Origin of the sequence: Neorhizobium lilium (assembly GCF_004053875.1) — a bacterium.
Lineage (GTDB): Bacteria > Pseudomonadota > Alphaproteobacteria > Rhizobiales > Rhizobiaceae > Neorhizobium > Neorhizobium lilii.
Map to the genome: position 1 here is coordinate 1 of NZ_SBIP01000012.1, position 1,037 is coordinate 1,037.

The following is a 1,037-nucleotide window of genomic DNA, read 5'->3' on the forward strand; positions in this document are numbered from 1 at the left end:
TGGTGGAGGGACGAGACGAGGTGCTCGATATCGGCATCGGTATGCAGCGGCGTCGGCGTGATGCGCAGCCGCTCCGTCTTCTTGGCGACCGTCGGATAATTGATCGGCTGCACATAGACGTCGCAGGTGTCGAGCAGGATGTCCGAGATCCATTTGCACTTGGCCGCATCGCCCACTATTACCGGCACGATGTGGCTGGGATTGTGCATATGCGGAATGCCTTGCGCATCCAGCATGCCGCGCAGCTTCTTCACCCGGTCCTGGTGACGGATGCGCTCGAACGGGCTCTCCTTCAGATGCCGGATGGAAGCGATCGCGCCGGCTGCCAGCGATGGCGGCAGCGCCGTGGTGAAGATGAAGCCCGAGGCGAACGAGCGGATGAAGTCGCACAGTGCAACAGAGGCTGCGATATAGCCGCCCATCACCCCGAACGCCTTGCCGAGCGTGCCTTCGATGATCGTCAGCCGGTCCATCAGCCCTTCGCGCTCGGCAATGCCGCCGCCGCGCGGGCCGTACATGCCCACCGCATGCACCTCGTCCAGATAGGTCATCGCCCCGTATCGGTCGGCGAGGTCGCAGATCTCTGCGATGGGCGAGATATCGCCGTCCATGGAATAGACGCTTTCGAAGGCGATCAGCTTCGGCGCCTTCGGATCGGCGGCCTTCAGCTTGGCTTCCAGATCGGCAAGGTCGTTGTGCTTCCAGATCACCCGTTCGCATTTGGCATAGCGGATGCCCTCGATCATCGAGGCGTGGTTCAGCGCATCGGAAAAGATGATCAGCCCGGGGATCTTCTGGCCGAGCGTGCCGAGCGTCGCCCAGTTGGAGATATAGCCCGAGGTGAAGACCAGCGCCGCCTCCTTGCCGTGCAGGTCGGCCAGTTCCTCTTCCAGCCGCACATGGTAGTGGGTCGTGCCAGAGATATTCCGGGTGCCTCCCGCACCCGCGCCACAGTGGTCGATCGCCTCGTGCATGGCCGCGATCACTGCCGGATGCTGGCCCATGCCCAGATAGTCGTTCGAACACCAGACTGTGAC

1 protein-coding gene is annotated in these 1,037 nt (G+C 62.8%); it reads right to left on the reverse strand.

Annotated elements, in window-relative coordinates:
- The coding region (gene hemA, locus EPK99_RS25170; RefSeq protein ID WP_128445847.1) for a 5-aminolevulinate synthase at positions 1 to 1,037 on the reverse strand (1,037 nt) is incomplete at both ends.